General features: G+C 41.7%; 14 protein-coding genes. 3 read left to right on the top strand and 11 right to left on the bottom strand.

What is annotated here, in order from left to right:
• Window positions 1-166: 166 nt before the first annotated feature.
• Entirely contained in the window at window positions 167-1,663 is a 1,497-nt protein-coding gene (locus AC0L6H_RS14430; protein WP_473389787.1) for a tryptophan halogenase family protein, read from the bottom strand.
• Window positions 1,664-1,767: 104 nt separating this feature from the next.
• Here AC0L6H_RS14430 and AC0L6H_RS14425 point away from each other — a divergent pair, with 104 nt between their 5' ends.
• Window positions 1,768-3,072, top strand: a complete 1,305-nt coding sequence (locus tag AC0L6H_RS14425) for a mechanosensitive ion channel family protein (protein WP_473389786.1) — start codon at window positions 1,768-1,770, stop codon at window positions 3,070-3,072.
• Between the two features lie 65 nt (window positions 3,073-3,137).
• Here the strand turns inward: AC0L6H_RS14425 and sucD are convergent, their stop codons facing one another.
• The 8 genes from sucD to sdhC all read right to left on the bottom strand — a co-directional run bounded on the left by sucD (window position 3,138) and on the right by sdhC (window position 13,157).
• Entirely contained in the window at window positions 3,138-4,010 is an 873-nt protein-coding gene (sucD, locus tag AC0L6H_RS14420) for a succinate--CoA ligase subunit alpha (protein ID WP_473389785.1), read from the bottom strand.
• Entirely contained in the window at window positions 4,007-5,176 is a 1,170-nt protein-coding gene (gene sucC / locus AC0L6H_RS14415; RefSeq protein WP_473389783.1) for an ADP-forming succinate--CoA ligase subunit beta, read from the bottom strand. The genes sucD and sucC overlap by 4 nt, the downstream gene beginning before the upstream one ends.
• A gap of 200 nt (window positions 5,177-5,376) precedes the next feature.
• On the bottom strand, window positions 5,377-6,927 hold the full coding sequence (odhB, locus tag AC0L6H_RS14410) for a 2-oxoglutarate dehydrogenase complex dihydrolipoyllysine-residue succinyltransferase (protein ID WP_473389782.1): 1,551 nt from the start codon (window positions 6,925-6,927) through the stop codon (window positions 5,377-5,379).
• 10 nt (window positions 6,928-6,937) lie between these two features.
• Window positions 6,938-9,763, bottom strand: a complete 2,826-nt coding sequence (locus tag AC0L6H_RS14405) for a 2-oxoglutarate dehydrogenase E1 component (protein WP_473389781.1) — start codon at window positions 9,761-9,763, stop codon at window positions 6,938-6,940.
• A gap of 179 nt (window positions 9,764-9,942) precedes the next feature.
• A complete protein-coding gene (locus AC0L6H_RS14400; protein WP_473389779.1) occupies window positions 9,943-10,653 on the bottom strand; it encodes a succinate dehydrogenase iron-sulfur subunit in 711 nt (236 codons plus the stop codon).
• 14 nt (window positions 10,654-10,667) lie between these two features.
• The gene (sdhA, locus tag AC0L6H_RS14395; RefSeq protein ID WP_473389778.1) at window positions 10,668-12,440 is read right to left on the bottom strand and encodes a succinate dehydrogenase flavoprotein subunit; all 1,773 of its coding nucleotides are present in this window, start codon (window positions 12,438-12,440) and stop codon (window positions 10,668-10,670) included.
• Between the two features lies 1 nt (window position 12,441).
• Window positions 12,442-12,789 (bottom strand): succinate dehydrogenase, hydrophobic membrane anchor protein, encoded by a 348-nt coding sequence (sdhD, locus tag AC0L6H_RS14390; protein ID WP_473389777.1) that lies wholly within the window; start codon window positions 12,787-12,789, stop codon window positions 12,442-12,444.
• On the bottom strand, window positions 12,783-13,157 hold the full coding sequence (gene sdhC / locus AC0L6H_RS14385) for a succinate dehydrogenase, cytochrome b556 subunit (protein WP_473389775.1): 375 nt from the start codon (window positions 13,155-13,157) through the stop codon (window positions 12,783-12,785). Before sdhC ends, sdhD begins: the two co-directional genes overlap by 7 nt.
• 608 nt (window positions 13,158-13,765) lie before the next feature.
• Between sdhC and AC0L6H_RS14380 the strand changes: the two genes are divergently transcribed.
• The gene (locus tag AC0L6H_RS14380; protein WP_473389774.1) at window positions 13,766-15,046 is read left to right on the top strand and encodes a citrate synthase; all 1,281 of its coding nucleotides are present in this window, start codon (window positions 13,766-13,768) and stop codon (window positions 15,044-15,046) included.
• A 98-nt stretch (window positions 15,047-15,144) separates the two neighbouring features.
• Window positions 15,145-15,561: a DUF3429 domain-containing protein gene (locus tag AC0L6H_RS14375; RefSeq protein WP_473389772.1), complete on the top strand. Its 417-nt coding sequence runs from the start codon at window positions 15,145-15,147 to the stop codon at window positions 15,559-15,561.
• A 46-nt stretch (window positions 15,562-15,607) separates the two neighbouring features.
• Here AC0L6H_RS14375 and AC0L6H_RS14370 read toward each other — a convergent pair whose 3' ends face one another.
• Window positions 15,608-17,062, bottom strand: coding sequence for a phosphohexomutase domain-containing protein (locus AC0L6H_RS14370; RefSeq protein WP_473389771.1), 1,455 nt, complete (start codon window positions 17,060-17,062; stop codon window positions 15,608-15,610).
• A 170-nt stretch (window positions 17,063-17,232) separates the two neighbouring features.
• Window positions 17,233-18,066 (bottom strand): pirin family protein, encoded by an 834-nt coding sequence (locus AC0L6H_RS14365; RefSeq protein WP_473389769.1) that lies wholly within the window; start codon window positions 18,064-18,066, stop codon window positions 17,233-17,235.
• Window positions 18,067-18,090: the final 24 nt, after the last annotated feature.

The raw sequence follows: 18,090 nt of genomic DNA, 5'->3' as shown, positions 1-18,090 counted from the left end.
GCTTCAACCATCTAATTAGATGTTACATTTTTCAACACTTTTTAACATCCACATGCATACGTATTCATAGCTATTAACTAGCCAGAATTCATATTTCACGCGGAATGTAAGCGTTTTCAACATACAAAGTGAATGAATAGAATTAAGTAGAAATGTTAATTATTTGTTAACTGGCGGGAAAGTTCATCGCACATCTTGATAAAAAACTGCCGATATTTTGTTCTTTATATAAGTCCCCTTTACCGGGTTGTTGTTTTGCTAAAGGAGGAAAGGTCCCATAGCCGGCGAGTAATGCATTCCAAGAATTGCTATTAAAATGATCCCCCAAACCAAGCGTATTGATGACCGATTCCATATCCTGACCTTGATACCATGCACCCAATACCTTAACTAAGGTGTCTGACAAGTTTTCGTTTTCGCGATTATCAATCCAATATTGACTATCACTGCGCGTGTTTAATTTGTAATGAGCCACAATATAGTCCCTCACGCGTTCAAAACGATTATGAATATCAACGTTAAATTCGCGTTGCCCTTTCGTCGTCCAACCGCAGTCTTTCGGCATCGAATCAACAGAGTCTAATAAAGTATCAGCGAAAATTTCACAGCTTAATTGCACCAAATGTAGCGCTGTGGCTTCTAAAGGCTCTATAAAACCTTGCGATAAACCTAAGGCCAAACAATTTTTGCGCCAGTGTTCAGTACGCTGTCCAACCCTCATTTTAAGATGACGTGCCTGAATGTCCTGTTTTAAGCCTAAATGCGCTCTTAATTCATTCTCAGCATCTTGTGCTGATAAATACTTGCTAGCATAAACGTAGCCATTACCTGTTCTGCTGCGAAGTGGAATTTGCCAAGCCCATCCTGATGATAAGGCTGTTGCTTTGGTCTCACGCGGTAATGGGTCTAAAGGACTTGTAGGAAATACCACTGCGGCATCATTGAATAGGTTATCACTAAAAGACTCAAAGGGGCTATTGAGTGTTTTACCAATTAACAAGGCTGAAAAACCAGTACAGTCAATAAAGAAATCACCTTTTAAGACGGTATTGTCACTTAATGTAAGTGCTTCAATATTGCCGTTTTCGCCGGTAGTGACCTTTTCAATTTTTTGCTGAATTCGGTGTACCCCAAGTGTTTTCGCATTTTCTGCTAAAAACTCTCCTAATAAATGGGAATCAAAATGGTAGCCATATTCTACTTTAAAGGGGAAATGTTCTGGTGTATGCGGAAGCTTGCCTTGATGACTTAATACAGAGTTTAAGAAAAAATCCCCAGGTGTGGTGTGAGTATCAAGACCTAAACGGCGAGTACGGCAATTCATATTGAAGGCTTTATAAGTAAAAGTATCAACTTGGCTAGTAAATGGATGGGAGTAACTCTTTACGCCAGACTGCGGACTCCAATCAGCAAAGCTAATGCTTAGTTTAAAAGTGGCATTACACTTTGGCATCCATGTTTCTTCAGGAATATTTAGGATTTCAAAAAAACGTTTTAAGCTTGGTGTAGAACCCTCGCCAACACCTATAATGCCAATATTTGGTGATTCAACTAAGGTAATGTTGATGGGTAAATGTTGCCATTTAATCGCCAACAAATTGGCAGCCATCCAGCCTGCTGTTCCTCCGCCAGCGATGACAACCTGCTTACGTGTTTGCTTCATTTACTTTCCTCTAAAGACTTAGTATTCACTAAAATAAGTATGCCTTGCTTGAAATATCTAGTACCGTATATACAAATCTATAATAAAAGTACCCATGTTACCTCATGAACCATTTATCTGAAACTATCCATAATCTTCAACAACTAATAGTCAGCATTTTGCAAGAGCCTGATACCTATATTCAATTGTTTGTTGTGGTCAGCTTATATGCTTTTGCTTATATAGCTGCAATTTATATAAAAAAGAATATACGGATGTTAAGTGATGCGCCCGACGAGCACTCACATCCTTTAAGAAAACTTGCCTTTAACATTGGTATTATTTTGGCCCCTTTATTGGGTCTATTTCTTATAAAAATCGCCTATCAAGTGATTTTACATTTAGAATATGATTATTGGTTTATCCGCTTTATATTAGCCGTCGCGGTACTATTGTTTTTCTACTCTGCTATCAACACCTTTGTAACAAGCCCCTTTGCAGGACGCTTATTCAAATGGATTGGCTTGCCCATTTTATTTCTGCAAGTAGTCGACCTGCTTGACGATCTCATCATGATATTAGACGATATTTCAATTGAAGCGGGTAATGTAAACGTTTCTGCTTATGGTGTTCTAAGGGTTCTTATCTTTGGGCTTTTGCTTTTTTGGTTGGGCCGAGTTTCAAATAGTTTTGGCAAAGCTATCATTAAAAAGCAGGCCGCCTTAGATGTGCCCACAAAAGAAGTGTTTAGTAAGTTATTTGAAGTGACACTTTTTTGTATCATCGTGTTATTACTGCTAAATGTGATGGGAATAAACCTAACAACACTAGCCGTTTTCGGTGGAGCTTTAGGTGTGGGAATAGGCTTAGGCTTGCAATCGATTGCCTCAAATTTTATCTCGGGAATCATCATACTTTTGGACAAATCGCTAACCATTGGCGATTATGTTGAACTAGACAATGGCCAAACCGGCTTTGTACGCGAATTTAGAATGCGCTATGCAGTACTTGAGACCTACGACGGTAAAGATATTCTAGTGCCTAACGAAATGTTTATTTCAAACTTGTTGGTTAACTGGTCTCATAAAGATCCTAAACAGCGCTATAAAGTAGACTTTTCGGTCCCCTACGCAACAGACATACGCGCGATGGTAGAGCTAATTAAAGTCGCAGTAGCAGAACATCCACAAGTAATTAGCGGTGATGATATCCCCTATGAGGAAAGACCAGATTGTGAAATTGAAAGCTTTGGCGATTCAGGTATTAATATGTTCGTAGAGTTTTGGATGATTGGGGTAGACGATGGCAAAAACCGTGTTGGCGGTGATTTAATGTTGATCATATTCGAAACCTTACGCGAAAATGGTATTGAAATACCCTTCCCTCAACGCGAAGTTCGAATATTAAACCCTAACGACGCTGCTAAATAAGCTCATAAATTTAAGAAAAAAAATCCGCCAATTAAGGCGGATTTTTTAATTGTTTAGCTTAAAAATTACCAACCGGTAATTTCACGCAAACCTTTACCAATCTCAGCTAATGAACGTACAGTTTTAACACCTGCCGCTTCTAATGCTTTGAATTTTTCGTCAGCTGTACCTTTACCACCAGCAATGATAGCGCCAGCATGGCCCATACGCTTACCAGCAGGTGCAGTTACACCAGCAATGTAAGATACGACAGGTTTTGTAACGTGATCTTTGATGTAGGCAGCAGCTTCTTCTTCTGCATTACCGCCAATCTCACCAATCATAACGATTGCTTCGGTAGCAGGATCTTTTTCGAACAATTCTAGAATATCGATAAAGTTAGAACCTGGGATAGGATCACCACCAATACCTACGCAAGTAGATTGGCCAAAGCCTTCATCAGTAGTCTGTTTTACCGCTTCATAGGTTAATGTACCTGAACGTGAAACAATACCTACTTTACCCGCTTTATGAATGTGGCCCGGCATAATACCAATTTTACATTCATCTGGCGTAATAACACCTGGGCAGTTAGGACCAATCATGCGCACGCCTTTACCAGAGATATACTCTTTTACGTAAAGCATGTCGATAGTTGGAATACCTTCAGTAATACAAACAATCAGCTCAATACCAGCATCTGCAGCTTCAATGATTGAATCTTTACAAAATGGTGCAGGTACATAAATAACTGACGCAGTAGCGCCTGTTTCTTTAACAGCATCTGCTACGGTATCAAAAACAGGTAAACCAAGGTGAGTTGTGCCGCCTTTGCCTGGCGTAACACCGCCAACCATTTGCGTACCGTACTCAATTGCTTGCTCTGAATGGAAAGTACCTTGTCCGCCCGTAAAACCTTGGCAAATAACTTTCGTATCTTTATTAATTAAGACGCTCACTGTGCACCTCCAGCTGCATCAACTACTTTTTGAGCTGCATCGCTCAAACTAGCCGCAGCAATAATGTTTAGCTCACACTCTTCTAACTTCTTAGTGCCTAATTCAGCGTTGTTACCTTCTAGTCTCACAACTACAGGTACATTTACACCAACTTCTTCAACTGCACCAATAATACCTTCAGCAATCATGTCACAACGAACGATGCCACCAAAAATATTAACAAGTACTGCTTTCACGTTGCTGTCAGACAGAATGATTTTGAATGCTTCTGTTACACGTTCTTTCGTTGCACCGCCGCCAACATCTAGGAAGTTAGCTGGGTTGCCGCCGTGTAATTTAACAATATCCATTGTTCCCATCGCAAGGCCTGCACCGTTAACCATACAACCGATGTTACCGTCTAGCGCAACATAGTTTAGTTCCCACTGTGCCGCTTGTGCTTCACGAGCATCTTCTTGCGAAGGATCGTGCATTTCACGAATTTTGGGCTGACGATACATTGCGTTGCTGTCTACCGCTAATTTAGCGTCAAGGCAGTGCAAGTTACCATCTTCTTTGATAACTAATGGATTAATTTCGATAAGGGCTAAGTCTAGGTCTTCAAACATTTTGGCAAGGCCGATAAATATTTGGGTAAACTGTTTAACTTGAACACCTTTCAAACCAAGTTTGAACGCGATTTCGCGTGCTTGGTAAGGTTGAGCACCAACAAGCGGATCAATCTCAGCTTTTAGGATTAACTCAGGAGTCTCTTCAGCGACAGTCTCTATTTCAACGCCGCCTTCAGTTGATGCCATAAACACGATTTTACGTGAAGTACGGTCTACAACAGCACCTAAGTAAAGCTCTTGTGCGATATCAGTACAAGATTCTACCAAAATGCGAGTAACAGGCTGGCCTTTCTCATCTGTTTGGTAAGTAACCAAGTTCTTGCCAAGCCAATGTTCAGCGAATGCTCTTATTTCTTCTTTGGTCTTAACTAGTTTTACGCCGCCCGCTTTACCGCGGCCGCCAGCGTGTACCTGACACTTAACTACCCACATGTCGCCGCCTATGGCGCTAGCAGCTTCAACAGCCGCTTGTGGTGTATCAGCAGCGTATCCATCAGAAACGGGTAAACCGTACTCTTTGAATAACTGTTTACCCTGATATTCATGCAAATTCATGGTTATTTATCCGATTGTGTTGATTGAATGAGGATGCTCATACCGCCTTGGCGAAGTACAACCCCGGTTAGAACAGCGCCGGAGTATATCATACAAATGATAGCTTTTCCGGCGATTTTACTGGCTATACTACGAAAGTCGCGCTAGGAAGAAGTAAAAAAACAACTTCCCATCTCTCGATTTACGTGTGTATAACAATTTTAAACATCTAAGATTAGACGCGTTGGATCTTCAAGCATTTCTTTTACAGTAACCAAGAATCCAACAGACTCTTTTCCATCGATAATTCTATGGTCATATGACAAGGCTAAATACATCATTGGTAAAATCTCTACTTTACCGTTTACCGCCATTGGACGGTCTTGTATTTTGTGCATACCAAGTATGGCACTTTGTGGCGGGTTGATGATTGGCGTTGATAACAACGAACCAAATACACCACCATTGGTAATTGTAAAATTACCGCCTTGCATTTCGGCTAATGATAGTTTGCCGTCACGTCCTTTAAGTGCAAGCTCGCGAATGCCCTTCTCAACACCCGCCATGCCTAAAGTATCCGTATCTTTTAATACAGGAGTCACAAGGCCTCGTGGGGTTGAAACTGCTATCGAAATATCAAAGTAGTTATGATAAACGATGTCATCGCCGTCAAGTGATGCATTCACTTCTGGGAAACGTTTTAATGCCTCAGTTACTGCCTTAACATAAAATGACATAAAGCCTAAACGAATACCGTGACGTTTTTCAAAGCTCTCTTGATATTGCTTGCGCAAATCCATAATAGGCTTCATATTGACTTCGTTAAACGTTGTCAACATAGCGGTTGAGTTTTTCGCTTCTAACAAACGTGTTGCAATCGTTTTACGCAAACGTGTCATTGGTACGCGTTTTTCAATGCGTTCCCCTGATGCAACAACAGGTTCTGCAGATGCACTGGCTTTTGGCGCAGAAGCGCTGGCCGAAGACCCTGCTTTTAAGTGTTGCTCTACATCTTCTTTAGTTATACGACCGCCTTTGCCAGTGCCTTTAACACTTGCTGGGTCAATATCTTTTTCAGCTAACAAACGGCGAACTGAAGGGCTTAGGGCATCGTTATCGCCTTCTTGCGATTGCTCGCTCTTTTCTTCAGTTGTGCTTGGGGCCTCACTTGAACTTGCGCCCGCTACAAATTTTGCAATAAGTTGCTCAGCGGTAACCGTTTCACCTTCTTGCGCGAGAATTTCGCTAATTGAACCGTCTTCTGGCGCAACCACTTCTAACACGACTTTATCGGTTTCAATGTCAACTAGGTTTTGGTCTCTTGAGACGGTTTCACCTGGTTGTACATGCCATGTTGCAATACTTGCATCTGCCACAGATTCAGGTAATACCGGTACATTTATGTCGAGTGATTTCCCACCTGAGGCGCCGGCGCTAGATGCTTTTGAACTTGATGCTTCAGTGCTCGATGCTTCTGAACTCTCTGCTTTCTCAGAGGATGATGAAGATGCGCTATTACCAGTGTTTGATACTGCACCTTCAGAAACACTTCCAATAACTTGCTCTCCTAAAACGGTCTCACCTTCGGCGTATAATATCTCGCCAAGTACGCCATCTGCCGGAGAAACAACTTCTAAAACCACTTTATCAGTTTCAATGTCTACCAGGTTTTGATCGCGCGTTACCGTATCGCCAGCTCGTACATGCCAAGTTGCAATTGTTGCATCAGCTACTGATTCAGGTAATACGGGAACTTTTATTTCATGTGCCATTTCAGGTTCCTTATTTAATTTTAAGTGCGTCTTCAACCAGTGCTTTTTGCTGCTGATTGTGAACGGATATATAACCAACTGCAGGCGAAGCAGAAGCATCACGTCCAGTATAAGTGAGTGTTGCGCCAGTCGGTATGTTTAGCCAGAAATGATGCTGACTACAATACCACGCTCCTTGATTTTGTGGTTCTTCTTGACACCATACCCAGTCCTTCACATGTGCATACTTCTCAGCAAGTAATTCAAACTCTTGGCTTGGGAAAGGATATAGTTGTTCAATTCTAACAATAGCGACGTTGTTTAACTCATTTTCACGTCTTTGATCTAATAAGTCATAATATACTTTACCAGAACACATAATAACTCGGTCGACTTTACTTGCGTCAATGTCATCGACTTCGTCAATTACATTATGAAATACGCCAGCAGATAATTCATCTAAACTCGATACAGCAAGCGGATGGCGTAGTAGTGATTTCGGAGACATAACAATTAACGGTTTGCGCATTGGGCGCACTGACTGCCTGCGAAGCATATTATACACTTGCGCTGGGGTAGAAGGCACACATACTTGCCAGTTATGATCAGCACACAACTGCAAGAAACGCTCTAATCGTGCAGAACTATGTTCAGGCCCCTGCCCTTCGTAACCGTGAGGAAGCAATACCGTCAGTCCGCACAAACGTCCCCACTTGGCTTCACCAGAGCTTAGAAACTGATCAAATACCACTTGTGCCCCATTCGCAAAGTCACCAAACTGAGCTTCCCAGATTGTAAGTGTACCCGGCTCTGCAGTCGCAAATCCATATTCAAACGCCATAACAGCCGCTTCAGATAATACTGAATCATAAATTTCAATGCTACCTTGTTTCGAATGTAGGTGTTGCAAAGGAATATAATCCGCAGCATCGGTTTGACTATGTAAAACAGCATGGCGATGGAAGAAAGTTCCACGGCCAGAATCTTGTCCCGTAAAGCGAATATCATTACCGTTGTCGAGTATGGTTGCATATGCAAGATTTTCTGCCATTCCCCAATCAATTTGTTTTTCGCCGTTTATCATCGCGACTCGGTCACTGTATAACTTGTTAACACGTGAATGTAACTTATGTGACTCTGGGAAACTGGTAATTGATTTACCTAATTCAACTAAACGCTCTTTGCTTACGCTACCGTCATAGCTTACGTCCCAATCATGACCTAAATAAGGTGTCCAATCCACCGAATGTTCAGTCATTGGTCGCCACTCTTCAACCACGCAAGCACCGTGATCTAATGCAGCACGGTATTCAGCAATGAGTTTATCAACTTCATGTTTTTCAATAGTGCCCTCAGCAATCAACTGATCGGCATAAATTTGGCGTGGAACCGGGTGCTTTTTGATTTTTTGATACATCAATGGCTGAGTCGCGTTAGGCTCATCAGCTTCATTGTGACCATGACGGCGATAACAGACTAAATCAATAACAACGTCACGTTTAAATTTATTTCTATAATCTAAGGCAAGTTTCGTTACAAAAGAAACGGCTTCGGGATCATCGGCATTGACATGGAAAATAGGTGCCTGAACCATTTTTGCAATGTCAGTACAATATTGGGTAGAACGCGTATCTTCAGTTTTTGAGGTTGTAAAGCCAACTTGGTTATTGATAACTATGCGAACCGTACCGCCTACTGAAAAACCTCGCGTTTGCGACATATTGAAGGTTTCTTGAACAACACCTTGCCCGGCAATAGCAGAATCGCCATGTATGGTGATTGGCAACACTGCCGAACCGTCATAACAAGCTCTGCGAGCTAAACGTGCTCGCACAGACCCCATCACTACCGGATTTACGATTTCCAAGTGTGACGGGTTAAAGGCTAACGCTAAATGCACATCGCCGCCTGGCGTTGCAAAGTCAGAAGAAAAACCAGCGTGGTATTTTACATCTCCGGCGCCGAGTGAGTCATCATGTTTGCCTGCAAATTCATCAAAAAGTACTGAGGGATTTTTGCCCAATACATTGACCAGAACATTTAAACGGCCGCGGTGCGCCATGCCAAGTACGACTTCCTTTGCACCGGCAGCTCCCGCTTCAGAAATAAGGCCTTTTAACATGGGTACTAGTGCATCCCCACCTTCAAGGCTGAAGCGTTTTGCGCCCGTAAATTTATTGCCCAAGTATTTTTCCATACCATCAGCGGCAATTAGACCTTTAAGAATTTTTATTTTTGCATCACGATCGAAAGTCGGTTTTGCTTCAACCGATTCAAGATATTGTTGAATCCAGCGTTTTTGTTCGGTATCGGTAATATGCATATATTCAGAACCGATTGAACCACCGTAAGTTCGGTTTAGGGATTTGAATAAATCGCCCAATGGCATTTTATCTTTACCAACAGCATATGAGCCTAAGCTGAATATACTATCAAAATCTGATTCAGACAGATTATGGTGCGACAACTCTAAATCTCGCACTCGCTCCTGCTTCCACAAACCAAGTGGATCGAGGTTCGCATGTTGATGGCCTCGAAAGCGGTATGCATTAATTAACTGCAACACCTTAACTTGCTTTTCGTCGCCGGGAGTACCTGCTGACGCTGGAGCACTCGCCCCCATGCGTGCCGCAGGACCAAGCGCTGCCATCTTTTTAAACTCTTCGCGAATGTCTGTATGGTTGGCTTCAACCGTCACACCCTCTACTTTAGGGAGGTCGTCAAACACCTTTTTCCAATTTTCAGGAACATCAAGAGGGTTTTCAAGATATGTTTCATATAACTCTTCAACATATGCGGCATTCGAACCCGCCATGTGAGAAGAGTCCCACCATGCTTTCATCACGCTATTTTGCATCTTTTAGCCTTGATTTGTGTAATTGTTTGTATTGTATTCTAAGTAGTTTTTAAAATAAATCGTCTATAACCAATGTCTTAGTTTTTTTTTCAATTTATAAAAAAAATAGCTATCCATTACTGGATAGCTATTCGAATATTGTCCATAAAACAAGCTATATTATTCAATGTATAAATCGATCAAACAGCACGTTGTAATAACATTGATTTAATTTGTCCTATTGCTTTGGTCGGGTTTAAACCTTTGGGGCAAACACTAACGCAGTTCATGATACCGTGGCATCTGAATACGCTAAAAGCATCATCTAAGTCGTTAAGACGTTCATTGGTTGCAGTATCACGACTATCTATCAAAAAGCGATAAGCGTGTAACAAACCTGCAGGCCCTATAAACTTATCAGGGTTCCACCAAAACGATGGGCATGAAGTCGAGCAACATGCACACAAAATACATTCGTATAATCCATCCAGTTTTGCGCGGTCTTCAGGACTTTGCAAATGTTCACGTGCTGGTGGTTGTTTATCGTCATTTATTAAGAAAGGTTTAATTTTCTCGTATTGGGTATAAAATTGTGTCAGGTCGACCACAAGATCTCTTACTACTGGTAAACCAGGTAGCGGACGTATAACAATCTTACCCGAACCCAAAGATGAAATTGGCGTGATACATGCTAAGCCGTTTTTACCATTCATGTTCATCCCATCTGAACCACAAACACCTTCACGGCACGAACGACGAAATGACAATGTAGCGTCTTTTTCTTTCAGAGATACAAGGGCATCAAGCACCATCATATCTTGACCCTCTTCTACTTCAAGAGAGTAATCAACCATTTTAGGCGCATCATCTACATCTGGGTTGTAACGGTAAATTGAAAATTGTAATTGCATATTCAATACTCCTATTAGTATGTACGCGCTTTAGGAGGGAATGCCTCTCTAAGCTTCGGTGCCATGTTTACATCACGTTTCAACATCGTTTCACCATCAGGCACGTAAACAGAGTGACATAACCAATTGTCATCGTCTCGCTCAGGGAAATCGAAGCGGCTATGAGCTCCACGGCTTTCCGTTCTGAAGTTAGCGGCAACAGCGGTACTGTATGCGGTCTCCATAAGGTTATCGAGTTCTAAACATTCAATACGTGCAGTATTAAAATCGCTACTCTTATCATCTAAGCGCGCATTTTGTAAACGCTCACGAATTTCAGACAATTCCTTAAGGCCCTCGGCCATAGCATCTCCTTCTCTAAACACAGAGAAATTGAGCTGCATACATTTTTGCATATCTTTTTTGATTTGAACCGGGTCTTCGCCTTTTCCTGCTTCAGATGATTCCCAACGATTAAAGCGAGCCATTGCCGCTTCCAAATCTGAGCTTGATGCGTCAGATTTAATCTCGATGTCGTCTATGCTCTTGCCCAAATGCAGTCCTGTAGCGCGACCAAAAACAACCAAGTCTAATAGTGAATTACCACCAAGGCGATTAGCGCCATGCACTGAAACACAGGCAATCTCACCACAAGCAAATAAGCCATCCATAGGCTTCTCGTTGCCATTTTTATCTATACCAATAACTTGGCCATCAACATTGGTCGGTATACCGCCCATCATATAGTGGCATGTTGGTATCACTGGAATAGGTTCTTTTACTGGATCAACGTGAGCAAAGGTTCTAGAAAGCTCTAGAATACCTGGCAGACGCGACTCTAATACGTCTTTCCCTAAGTGGTCCAATTTCAATTTAATGTGCGTTCCCCAAGGTCCTTCACAACCTCGGCCTTCGCGGATTTCAGTCATCATTGAGCGAGCAACAACGTCACGGCCAGCTAAGTCTTTTGCGTTTGGTGCGTAACGTTCCATGAAACGTTCGCCATCTTTATTTAGCAGATAACCACCCTCACCGCGACAACCTTCTGTCACTAGTGTACCCGCACCGGCAATGCCCGTAGGGTGAAATTGCCACATTTCCATATCTTGTAACGGTGCACCTGCACGAAGTGCCATGCCAACACCGTCACCAGTGTTTATGTGAGCATTTGTAGTTGAAGCATAAATACGACCGGCACCACCTGTTGCCAGTACAACCGCTTTAGACTTGAAATAGACCACTTCGCCAGTTTCAATATCTATTGCCGTACAACCAACAATTTGACCTTGCTGGTTTTTAACTAAATCCAAGGCATACCATTCAGAAAATACTTTTGTTTTGTTTTTTACATTCTGCTGATACAACAAATGCAATAATGCATGACCGGTTCTGTCGGCAGCGGCGGCAGTACGTGCTGCTTGCTCACCACCAAAGTTCTTCGACTGGCCACCAAATGGGCGCTGATATACTCGCCCTTCTTCAGTACGTGAGAACGGTAAACCCATGTTTTCCATTTCTATAATGGCTTCGGGGCCCGTTTTACACATATACTCAATTGCTTCTTGGTCACCGATGTAATCAGAACCTTTTACAGTATCGTACATGTGCCATTCCCAATTATCTTCATGGGAATTACCTAAAGCAACCGTAATACCACCTTGGGCAGATACTGTGTGTGAACGAGTTGGAAACACTTTTGAGAGCAAAGCGCAAGAACGCCCTGACTCAGAGATTTGAAGTGCAGCACGCATACCAGCGCCACCCGCACCTATTACTACTGCATCAAATTCATGAACAGGTAAGGTCATATTAAACACCCCATAAAACGAATAAGCCAACGACTACATAAGCGAGGGCCATTAAATTCAGTACAAATTGCAATATCATTCGGACATTGTGTGGTTTGACATAGTCAGTTAACACCTGCCATAAACCAATACGAACATGCATCAATATAGCGAGCAAGGTGATAAGCGTGAATGCTTTCATATATATCGATTGAAATAAACCTTGCCATACCGTAAATGTGATCTCAGGGGTGGCAATAAAGAAATACACCATATAAATGGAGAAAGCAGAAATGACTGCTGCAGAAGCGCGCAAAGACACATAATCTTGTATGCCGTTTCGTTTGATAGACGCTTGATTGATTACCATAATACGACTCCTAACACGATGGTGACTAATATCCATAAGGCAATGGCAACATTGGCGCTGGTGTTACCCGACTCCAATTCTTCCCAATGCCCCATATCCATAACAACATGGCGAATGCCAGCGATGAAATGAAATGAAAGCGCCGATAAAGTTCCCAGTGCTATCACGTAGCCAATCGGCCCGTTTAGCACGTCTACTACCATATTGAATCCCGCTTCAGAATCCAAAGATGTTGCCCATGCCCACACAACGAATATCAGCGCGAAAAACATGGCGACGCCAGTTACTCGATGCAAAATAGACGCCTTGCCGGCAGAAGGTAATTTGATTGTGGTTAAATCTAGATTGACTGGTCTTTGCTTTTTCACAATTAATAGCCTGTATAATTCATTAAGCTTCTACCTTAGCACTTTTCAGTAAAATGCGTAATTTGAAGCAAATGTCAGTGTGTTTAAATAACCGTTCGCAAAGAACGATTGATCATGCCTATATTTCTATAGTGGTGCGTTTTTATTAGATGTTGCAATGAACGCGACTTACCCTTGTAGTGTATCGGTCATTGCGCTGAAGGTTAAGCGAACTCACATTAAACTTTTTCAATATGTGTAAACGCTTTGTAAACGATAGATGCGCACTTAATAAGCAAATATCCCTTGATTTTCAGCGGGTTCGAATATATCAACCTAAGCTGTGAATAGCAATGTTTACTTGGGTCCTAGTCTTATTTACGTAAACATTTGTTTATACTTATGTTGAACGGCAACAAAATTGAAAATGAGCGTTTCGTATAAGACTAAAAGATTATAAGACTAGAATATATATTAGGCATATGTGCATTTAAATTGACTTACTTGTCTATTAAGTTAAGAATATCCGCACTTTTCGCACCGATGTGGCCAACCGCAATTAAAAATAAATGAACGTTATGGTCACTTCTTCCGTTTAAGCGGATACAAAAAACTTAGGAGAGTTATTCATGTCAAACAAAACCGCTACCCTCAAAGCTGGTGAAGTAGAAATAGAATTCCCAATTTTGGATGGTACTGAAGGGCAATCTGTAATAGATATAAGAACATTAGGTTCGAGTGGCTATTTCACTTTCGATCCCGGTTTCATGGCAACAGGTTCGTGTGAGTCGTCAATTACTTTTATTGACGGCGCTAAAGGAATATTGCTTCACAGAGGCTATTCTATTGAAGATTTAGCAAGAGATGCAAACTACCTAGAAGTATGCCATATGTTGCTACACGACTCGACACCAACAACGCAAGAATATACCGATTTTAGAGATACTATCACGCGCCATACAATGGTTCATGAACAACTCAATATGTTTTTCCACGGCTTTAGAAACGACGCGCATCCAATGGCAATGTTATGTGGCACCGTAGGCGCGTTATCATCTTTCTATCATAGTGATTTAGACGTTTCTGACCCAGATCAGCGAGTCCGTTCGGCCCATCGCTTAATAGCGAAAATGCCAACACTAGTAGCGATGTGTTACAAATACAATATTGGCCAACCCTTTGTGTATCCACGCAATGATTTAAGTTATGCAGCTAACTTTTTGAATATGATGTTCTCTGTACCTGCTGAAGATTATAAAATCAGTGAAGCGGTAGAGCGCGCGATGGATAGAATCTTCATCTTACACGCTGACCACGAGCAAAACGCATCAACTTCAACGGTTCGTTTAGCAGGCTCATCTGGCGCTAATCCATATGCCTGTATTGCTGCTGGCGTTGCTTCTTTATGGGGTCCCGCTCATGGTGGTGCCAATGAAGCTTGTCTGAAAATGCTCGAGGAAATCGGTTCTGTAGACAGAATTCCAGAGTTTATCGCTAGAGCAAAAGATAAAAATGACCCATTTAGACTTATGGGTTTTGGTCATAGGGTTTATAAGAATCATGACCCACGTGCAACAGTAATGCGAGAGAGTTGTCATGAAGTATTATCTGAATTAAACGTGAACAATCCTTTACTTGACGTTGCAATGGAGCTAGAAAGAATCGCACTTAGCGACCCTTACTTCGCTGAAAAGAAACTTTTCCCGAATGTTGATTTCTACTCTGGTATCGTATTAAGTGCGATTGGTATCCCAACAAATATGTTTACCTGTATTTTCGCTCTTGCAAGAACGGTTGGTTGGATTTCTCATTGGCACGAAATGCTTAGTCAGCCAGGCCAAAAAATTGGCCGTCCTCGCCAGCTATATACTGGTAAGAGCAAGCGTGACTATACGCCAATAAAAAAGTAAGCCTTTGAAAACGAAAAATGGCGCTTAGGCGCCATTTTTTTATCATTATTTTCTGTAATTAATTGCAACATGCAAACACAATTCATAGGGAATGCGAGATGCAAAATACTGCCAAGTACCTTTCTTTTGCTGGTTTGCTGCCCTTCATCGGCATTCCACTGTTTATTTTTATTGGCTTAATAGATGCTTATTTAGGCTATCTTCATTTTGTTCAGTATTCAGCAATAATTTTATCTTTTTTTGGGGGCATTCATTATTTAGATGCACTTCAAAACCGACGCACAAATCATCAACTCTTCGTATCAATGCTACCAAGCATCATTGCTTGGTTAGCGCTTGTGTTTCTCACAGGTACAATGCTCTTAAGTATTTTATCTCTGAGCTATATTGGTATTTTGATGTACGACAAATATGTCTTAGCGCTAGAAAAAGACATACTAATTGACTATACAAAAATGCGTGTCATGTTGACAACCATCGTGGTTTTGTGTCATTTGTGGATGGCGTATATATGAAGTGCGCACAAAGTTGTGCGCACATTTTGATGGATTTATACGCTAGCTAAGCACTTATTAGCGCAGCGAGCTCTTTTGTTTTTTCCTCCATTAACGCCTGATTTTCTCGGCTTTCTACGTTCAATCGAATCACTGGTTCAGTGTTCGACTTACGCAAATTAAATCGCCATTCTTTAAACTCCATGCCGATACCATCGGTTTTATCGATAAAGCTAGCGCTTTGCTCGTAATGCTTAATAATCTTTTTAATAGTTGCGCCGGCATCGTCAACACGATAGTTTATTTCGCCTGAAGACGGAAATTTAGCTATGCGTTCTTTCACCAAAGAAGACAAGGTCTGTTTTGTATTACATAGGAGTTCAGCTACTAATAGCCATGGGATCATGCCTGAATCACAGTAAGCAAAATCTCTAAAATAATGATGTGCACTCATCTCACCGCCGTAAACCGCGTCTTCTTTACGCATACGTTCTTTGATAAATGCATGGCCGGTTTTTGATTTGATTGGCTTACCTCCGGCACTTTTTACAATATCTTCGGTATTCCAAAAGACCCGCGGGTCGTAAATTATTTTTGCGCCTTTATTCTTATCTAAGAAGGCTTGAGCTAGTAAGCCTACAATATAATAACCTTCAATAAATGCACCGGTTTCATCAAACAAGAAACAGCGGTCAAAATCACCGTCCCATGCTATTCCCATATTCGCTTTATTTTCAATTACGGCTTTTGCGGTATCGGCTCTATTTTCAGGTAATAAAGGATTTGGGATGCCGTTGGGGAAATTGCCGTCTGGATTATGATGAACTTTGATAAATTCTACGGGCACATTTTGGTGTTTAAAAAATAACTCAATGGCATCAACAATATGACCAGCGCTGCCATTGCCTGAGTTCACCACGAGCTTTAAAGGAGTAAACTTGGCAGTATTTATGTATTCATTTAAATGCAGCACATAGTCATTTACGCAGCTTATGCGCTCATATTGCTTGCTTGTAAGTAATAGATTTTGTTTTATTGAGTGCCCACCTTCAATAAAGCTTTCGTCGCTAACTAAAGTATGGGCAGCATAGTGCATTAATTGTGTATGCACCAATTTTTCATCATAACTTTCTGCGAGCTCTCTAATCGCATTCAGACCGGTGTCTCCACTAATGGGGACTGAGTCGGCCTTGACCATCTTCATGCCATTATAATTGATTGGGTTGTGGCTTGCGGTAACTTCTATACCACCATCAACGCCTAAATGTTTGGTCGCGAAATATATTTCTTCTGTTCCCGCCGCTCCTAGGTCGAATACTTTGGCCCCACCATCAATGAGACCTGCACTAAGCGCTAACTTTAATGGAAGCGATGTTTTTCGTGCATCGGCCCCAACCACCACAGTTTTGGCACTAAGGTTTTGCGCAAACGCACGCCCTACTCTATACGCTACATTTTCATTTAATTGGGTGATAAGCTCACCCCGAATGTCATAGGCTTTAAAACACGTAATTGAGGTCATTTTATTTTTCTTAATGGCTTGGGAATAATGATGCGGGTCATACTAAAAAAGATATGCCTTGCTTGCAAATTGTTTTGTACTTTTTACTTTTATGTTTTGTAGTTTTTAGAGCTGAAAGAAGATAGAAGTTGCTCAACCTCACCTTGCTGCACTGTCTATCTCGTTGTTGTCTAGCTTACCAATCTATTTCCTTGAAAGTCAGCAAGTGCTTGTTTAATTTCTTCTGTAGTGTTCATCACAAAAGGACCGTATTGCTCCACGGGTTCACCAATGGGTTGCCCGCTAACAAAAATGAAACGAGTGTTTTGACTAGTTGTCACGCGTAGCTCAGCGGCCATCTCAAGCACAGCAAGTTGGCCTTTACTGATGCCTTTACCACTAACGCTTAATTCACCTTCGTAAACGTATACAAAACCATTGTGTGAATTGTGTACTGGAAATGAAATCTCATCGTTTGCACTTATGTGAACATCATAGAACTGCGGTTTTACGGCCTGAGTGTTTACCGCACCAACAACGCCAAATAGTTCACCAGCTAATATACGTGCCTTTGAGTGCTCAGAGAGCTTTAACTCAGAAATAGCGTCACTCTTAATATCTTGATAGCCGGGCTCAGACATTTTTTCACTTGCCGGTAAATTTACCCACAGTTGAAAACCACGCATTTTCCCCTCAGTCTGTTGTGGCATTTCTTCATGAATAATCCCCTTGCCTGCATTCATCCATTGTAAACCACCGTCTTCAATTGTGCCTTGGTTCCCAACAGAATCCTTGTGCCCCATCTTACCGCTTAACATGTAGGTCACCGTTTGAAAACCTCGATGAGGATGGGCTGGGAATCCAGCAATATAATCTTCTGCATCCTCGGAACCAAATTCATCAAGCATCAAAAATGGATCTAGTCGCTTTAGTGTAGGTTGCCCTAGTACTCTTTTTAATTTGACGCCCGCACCATCAGACGCCGGCATGCCTTGCACAATCTGCTTTATGCTTGTTGTTTTCATTACTTGTCCTCTCATATTTTCTGG

The sequence above is a fragment of the Glaciecola sp. G7-5 genome, from assembly GCF_055808975.1.
Note: the sequence above shows the minus strand (reverse complement) of the source record. Positions and strands in the feature narration are given on the sequence as shown.

Coding starts and splice junctions, on each gene's coding strand:
- AC0L6H_RS14430 (WP_473389787.1), bottom strand. CDS start 1,663: ATGAAGCAAACACGTAAGCAGGTTGTCATCGCTGGCGGAGGAACAGCA.
- AC0L6H_RS14425 (WP_473389786.1), top strand. CDS start 1,768: ATGAACCATTTATCTGAAACTATCCATAATCTTCAACAACTAATAGTC.
- sucC (WP_473389783.1), bottom strand. CDS start 5,176: ATGAATTTGCATGAATATCAGGGTAAACAGTTATTCAAAGAGTACGGT.
- odhB (WP_473389782.1), bottom strand. CDS start 6,927: ATGGCACATGAAATAAAAGTTCCCGTATTACCTGAATCAGTAGCTGAT.
- AC0L6H_RS14405 (WP_473389781.1), bottom strand. CDS start 9,763: ATGCAAAATAGCGTGATGAAAGCATGGTGGGACTCTTCTCACATGGCG.
- AC0L6H_RS14400 (WP_473389779.1), bottom strand. CDS start 10,653: ATGCAATTACAATTTTCAATTTACCGTTACAACCCAGATGTAGATGAT.
- sdhA (WP_473389778.1), bottom strand. CDS start 12,440: ATGACCTTACCTGTTCATGAATTTGATGCAGTAGTAATAGGTGCGGGT.
- sdhD (WP_473389777.1), bottom strand. CDS start 12,789: ATGGTAATCAATCAAGCGTCTATCAAACGAAACGGCATACAAGATTAT.
- AC0L6H_RS14380 (WP_473389774.1), top strand. CDS start 13,766: ATGTCAAACAAAACCGCTACCCTCAAAGCTGGTGAAGTAGAAATAGAA.
- AC0L6H_RS14375 (WP_473389772.1), top strand. CDS start 15,145: ATGCAAAATACTGCCAAGTACCTTTCTTTTGCTGGTTTGCTGCCCTTC.
- AC0L6H_RS14370 (WP_473389771.1), bottom strand. CDS start 17,062: ATGACCTCAATTACGTGTTTTAAAGCCTATGACATTCGGGGTGAGCTT.
- AC0L6H_RS14365 (WP_473389769.1), bottom strand. CDS start 18,066: ATGAAAACAACAAGCATAAAGCAGATTGTGCAAGGCATGCCGGCGTCT.